This is a genomic window from Escherichia sp. WS1451, from assembly GCF_046487365.1.
GTDB lineage: Bacteria > Pseudomonadota > Gammaproteobacteria > Enterobacterales > Enterobacteriaceae > Escherichia > Escherichia coli.
The window spans coordinates 1-4,800 of the sequence record NZ_JBJQJP010000046.1 but is presented as its reverse complement, the minus strand read 5'-3'; the positions used below and the strand labels follow the sequence as shown (position 1 = coordinate 4,800).

Below are 4,800 nucleotides of genomic sequence, written 5' to 3'. Positions count from 1 at the left end.
CACAGAATGATGTCACGCTGAAAATGCCGGCCTTTGAATGGGTTCATGTGCAGCTCCATCAGCAAAAGGGGATGATAAGTTTATCACCACCGACTATTTGCAACAGTGCCCGTTCTCATAATGCGATACACCCGCTTTGCATTAACCACAGGCAGGCCGTCCCGCTCCGACTCCCGTCGCAGCAGCGCCCACACACGGCGATAACCATACGTCGGCAGGTCAGCCACCGCCATGTTTATCCGGGACAATACGGTGGTATCGTCAGAACGGGGCTGCCGTCTGCGATCCTGTCAGTCAGATGGCCGGTGAACCCGAATGCTCAACTGCGCACGCGACACGCTAAGACTTCTGCAAACGTCGCTTATTCGTCGTTCCCAGGCAACGAGGGCGCATGCGCAATCCATTTTTTTGCCCGGCCGAACTCCACGGCCTCTTTGAGTATCTCGGCTTCCATCGTCTTTTTGCCCAGAAGGCGCTGGAGTTCGCGAATTTGCTTATTGGCGGCAGCGAGTTCGGAGGCCGGCACCACTTCCTCGCCCGATGCAACAGCCGTCAGTGAACCGTCTTAATATTGCTTGCGCCATTTGAATATCTGGTTTGCATTGATGCCATGCAGGCGCGCGACATGAGACACGGTCATACCGGGCTCCATAGTCTGCTGAATAATGGCAATTTTTTCCTGCGGTGTACGACGCCGACGCCGCTCAGGTCCTGATAACACTTCAACCATCTTATCGTTCTGACTGGTATTAAACATAGTTCCAAGACTACCTCTTATTTTAAGAGAGTCGAAGTGTCTGGTGATCTATGGGGCCAGTCTAGCCCTCTTCCAAGTGTAGGGAGATATAGTCAAAGTTTGCTTCTCCGCCGATGAGTCCGCCCTGCGTCGGATAGTCCGATTTTTTACCGGCGAAGCACGGCTCTCCTAACCCTATCTAAAGCGAATAACTTTTTTCAACAGGGCCGCGTGCCAATGCAAGAGCGATAGGCGCTCTACGCGCCAATTTGACCACTTAAAACAGGTAAATTGAGGGGTTGTAATGTGTTGATGTAACAGGCTTTTATTTTAATGTCTTGGCATATGTATAATGGTAGTCTAGCCCTCCTTTCAACAAGGAGTACTCATGGAAACCTACAATCATACATATCGGCACCACAACTTTTCACATAAAGACTTAAGTGATCTCACCTTCACCGCTTGCACATTCATTCGCAGCGACTTTCGACGTGCTAACTTGCGTGATACGACATTCGTCAACTGCAAGTTCATTGAACAGGGTGATATCGAAGGCTGCCACTTTGATGTCGCAGATCTTCGTGATGCAAGTTTCCAACAATGCCAACTTGCGATGGCAAACTTCAGTAATGCCAATTGCTACGGTATAGAGTTCCGTGCGTGTGATTTAAAAGGTGCCAACTTTTCCCGAACAAACTTTGCCCATCAAGTGAGTAATCGTATGTACTTTTGCTCAGCATTTATTTCTGGATGTAATCTTTCCTATGCCAATATGGAGAGGGTTTGTTTAGAAAAATGTGAGTTGTTTGAAAATCGCTGGATAGGAACGAACCTAGCGGGTGCATCACTGAAAGAGTCAGACTTAAGTCGAGGTGTTTTTTCCGAAGATGTCTGGGGGCAATTTAGCCTACAGGGTGCCAATTTATGCCACGCCGAACTCGACGGTTTAGATCCCCGCAAAGTCGATACATCAGGTATCAAAATTGCAGCCTGGCAGCAAGAACTGATTCTCGAAGCACTGGGTATTGTTGTTTATCCTGACTAATTGCTTTGATGTGTGATTTTAAACGCTCAAATTTATAAAACGAATAATATTGTCAACCTTGCAATAATAGACATAGGGACAACCATGTATAAATTTTTACCCTCAGGCGTCTTCACAATAGAGCCATATAGCAGTGGGTCACTTAGTGGGCTTAATTTTTCCATTAAAGATAATATTAATATTGCTCAGTATAAAACATCATATGGTAGCCCATCTTGGCAAGTAAACATAAGGCTGCCATTTATAAGGCACTGTTGCAAAAATGTGGAGGTGATAGGGGTACTACGCCGGAACCCCAGATTTTTCCGTCCGTTCAAATTATCCACGGTTGAGCAGCTTGATCCCGTCCGCCCGCAGTTGACCAACAGGGGAAATATGCCTGTACAAAGTTTGCCGGGTTATCCCAAGTTCCTGGCATAGCGTACTGACCTTTGTTTCTGATTGTCCCATTGATGCCATTGCCAGTCGCAGTTTGACTGGCGTCATTTTATAAGGTCGGCCGCCGTTCCGCCCACGGGCTCTTGCTGATGCCAGACCTGCAGTCGTTCTTTCAGCAATCAGTTCGCGCTCAAACTCCGCCAGTGCGGCAAAGATACCGAAGACAAGCTTGCCAGCGGCCGTTGTTGTGTCGATAGTCGCCCCGTGACCGGTCAGCACTTTCAGACCGGTCCCCCTCGCGGTCAGGTCGTGCACTGTATTAATGAGATGACGAAGATCACGACCGAGGCGGTCCAGCTTCCATACGACCGAGAGCATAAAAAATATTGGGGCAGCGTGAGCTATGCTGCCATCGCTGGTCCCTTCCCGTCACTTTGAAAACCCGGATACCAGCAGACAAATTTATCCTGCAGTTCGTTATTCAAAACGGCGGTCCGGGTCTGTAACAAATAATGAGCCCCTTTTCTGCTCCACTGCATCTGCTGCTTTTTGGCCATTCGTCTGGCGATCACTTCATTGATCGTGGATTCCACAAACGCGGTTGATACCGGCTCTCCGTACCGACGCATTTCGCCGTAGTTTGGGATCATCATCTTATTATTCCGGATGTAGGTATACATTTCATCCAGATGTTTTTGCAGGGATTTCAGGCTAGGATAGCTGAGTTCAGGGTCATCGCAATACATAACGCAATTATCAATATGTTCCAGCGCAGCGACAACATTGCCATGCCAGAGATATCGTTTAATGCTTTCCAGCAGTGCCAGAACTTTACTCCCCGCCTCTGGATCTGATACCAGCAGTCCCCGGGCATATTGCATGAGCACCTTCAGCCTCATGGTGATATGAAACCAGTCCAGCACATGCGTTGACTCAGGGTACATACCGAACTGGAGGTCCCTGAGATTATCCGCGCCGTCGGACAGAAAAAATATCTGCTGGTTGGCCTGCATTCCCTGCGCTGAAAGGTGGGTCATGAGCCTGCGTTCCGGATGACAGTCATCCTTCTGAACAAAACCGAAGCGGCGGGTGTCAGCAGGCGCACCAACGGAAAAAGACTTCCCGGCAATAATTTCAAAATTACGCTTTTTGTCATCCCGATCGCGAACATAACCACCATCTATACCCACCACAAGCGGTTTTCCTGGCCTGGGCAGGTTCCCCCAGTCGCGGGGGCAGCCGGAAAGAAAACCTGAATGAGCTTCAGCCTCAGCGTCAAGACGCTGCGCCACCTGGCATAAATGATTCCTCACCGTTGAGGCATTCAGGCTGTGGCCCACCGGCAGAATATCTTTCAGCAGACGAGTCGTCATTTCATAGGAGATCATCGAGGCCCAGCGGGTTTCAATATATTTCAGTGCCGGGTGAGAATAATCGCCGGCCCAGTCGCTGAGCAAACTGACTGTCTTTGTATCACTCTCTTCACAACGGCACCGGTACACCCGAAGCCCGGATACCGGAATAACGCCAAACAGCGTCCGGTACCGTATTTTCTGTTTGCCTTTGATTCTGCGCGCAGCAAGGCAGTGAGGGCACCGGATATGGTGTTGAGTATATTCGTCTGCCTGCAGCTGGACCACCGACTGCTGGACCGTATTCAGCAACAGCTTGGATTCTGACACCGATAATCCGATGTCGTTCCGGGTCTCCCCTGATTTCTGGATTGTCATCAGTTCCTCCGTTCGACTGGAGCCTGATTCATCGGTGATGACTATCTGGAGCGTCAGTTGCATCATTGCCTCCTGCTGTGGTGGATGACTATCTCCCGGCTACTGGTTGTTCATCTGGTGACGAAGCTTATAATATGTGGAAACGCCAAGGCCCGCATGGTCGCAGGCGATCCTGAGCCTGACCCCTCTGCTTCTGAGTGCGTCAATTTCCTGGATCTTTTTGATATCGGCGCCGGGGCGCCCTGTTTTTTCACCCCGTGCTTTTTTCGCGGCGATGCCGTCGGCCTGCCTTTCCTTCAGTAAGGCTCGTTCAAACTGGCTGAATGCCGACATCATGTGCAGCTGCAGTTCCTGCATCGGATTGTTTGTGCCGGCGCTGAACGTCAGCTGCTCTTTCAGAAAAATAAGGGTAACGCCCTGGTCACGAAGCCGGGTGGTGACAGCGCACATATCCGACATATTCCGGCAAAGGCGATCGATGGAATGAACCAGAAGCGTATCACCAGGGCGTAATTGCCCCAGGAGTTCCTGTAACCCCGGGCGGTTTGTGTCCTTCGCGCTGGCATGCTCAACACAAATTTTATCAGGCTGAAAACCCGCCTTTGACAATGCCTCTTCCTGACGGGCCGTATTCTGATCGGCCGAGCTTACCCTGATGTAGGCATATTGCACGCAAAACCTCCGGAAGGTCTTTAAACATCATAGAGATTTAAAGAATAATCCATAAACACTGATTTAGGGAGGTTTATAGACATTTTTTCGGGGATCTGAGAGGCATGCTGAAAACGTATACCTTTATAGGGCACTGTTGCAAATAGTCGGTGGTGATAAACTTATCATCCCCTTTTGCTGATGGAGCTGCACATGAACCCATTCAAAGGCCGGCATTTTCAGCGTGACATCATTCTGTG

Annotated in this window: 3 protein-coding genes and 2 pseudogenes; 1 reads left to right on the top strand and 4 read right to left on the bottom strand. The window is 49.8% G+C overall.

What is annotated here, in order from left to right:
• Positions 1–113 precede the first annotated feature (113 nt).
• Positions 114–730: pseudogene (locus ACJHX7_RS25800) on the bottom strand (transposase); the annotation flags it as partial.
• A 394-nt stretch (positions 731–1,124) separates the two neighbouring features.
• Here ACJHX7_RS25800 and ACJHX7_RS25795 point away from each other — a divergent pair.
• Entirely contained in the window at positions 1,125–1,781 is a 657-nt protein-coding gene (locus ACJHX7_RS25795) for a quinolone resistance pentapeptide repeat protein QnrS1 (RefSeq protein WP_001516695.1), read from the top strand.
• A gap of 318 nt (positions 1,782–2,099) precedes the next feature.
• On the opposite strand, the pseudogene ACJHX7_RS25790 reads toward ACJHX7_RS25795, so the two are convergent.
• The 3 genes and pseudogenes from ACJHX7_RS25790 to ACJHX7_RS25780 all read right to left on the bottom strand — a co-directional run.
• Positions 2,100–2,528 (bottom strand): annotated as a pseudogene (locus tag ACJHX7_RS25790) (recombinase family protein); the annotation flags it as partial.
• A 32-nt stretch (positions 2,529–2,560) separates the two neighbouring features.
• Entirely contained in the window at positions 2,561–3,952 is a 1,392-nt protein-coding gene (locus tag ACJHX7_RS25785) for an ISKra4-like element ISKpn19 family transposase (protein WP_001493761.1), read from the bottom strand.
• Positions 3,953–3,988: 36 nt separating this feature from the next.
• Positions 3,989–4,561 (bottom strand): recombinase family protein, encoded by a 573-nt coding sequence (locus ACJHX7_RS25780; RefSeq protein ID WP_001493762.1) that lies wholly within the window; start codon positions 4,559–4,561, stop codon positions 3,989–3,991.
• Positions 4,562–4,800 lie beyond the last annotated feature (239 nt).